General features: G+C 33.2%; 1 pseudogene. It reads left to right on the plus strand.

The window, feature by feature from the left end:
* Window positions 1-770 (plus strand): annotated as a pseudogene (locus OEA66_RS20400) (RHS repeat-associated core domain-containing protein); the annotation flags it as partial.

Consider the following 770-nt stretch of genomic DNA (forward strand, 5'->3'; position numbering starts at 1 on the left):
CCTACAACAGATTAACCGCAGCATTATATCAGGAGCCCAATTCTACGCTTCCACAGAATGGTTTTTATAACGAAACCATGAATTATGACTTTAATGGAAACATTACCGACCTGAAAAGAAACCAAAAAGGTTACAATGGCTTCCTGGAAGAAATAGATGAACTAGTTTACAATTACCAGAACACTAACAGAATGATTTCTGTTGTTGACAATAAGAATAACTATAGCGGTTATCCCGATACATCAGGTAGTACTATTACTTATGATGATAATGGGAACATGACCAACCATGTCGATAAAGGAATATTAGAAATTAAATACAATGATTTTAATCTTCCAAAATATATTAAGTTTAATAATTATGTAACACGTACAAATGGCGATGTTTATAGCAATACGAGCTACTCTTACCGTGCAGATGGTGTGAAGATTAAAAAGGTACACCATTATTTCTCTGGAAGAAACAGAGCAGATGCCTTTAGAATCACTGAATATATAGATGGTTTCCAATATGACAATCAGCAATTCGGCATTAACGGTTCTATTAAGTTAAAGTTTTTTGCCACTTCAGAGGGGTATTTTGATTATGAAAATAATCGCTATATTTACCAATACAGCGATCATTTAGGTAACGTAAGAGTAAGCTTTGCAAAAGAGAATAATGTAGCAGTTATTGTTAAAACTACCGATTATTATGCTTTTGGATTAAAGCATAATACAGGAACAGATAGTTCGGACGGACAATATAAGTATGAATACAATGGCAAAGAA

This window comes from Chryseobacterium luquanense (genome assembly GCF_026460945.1).
GTDB lineage: Bacteria > Bacteroidota > Bacteroidia > Flavobacteriales > Weeksellaceae > Chryseobacterium > Chryseobacterium luquanense.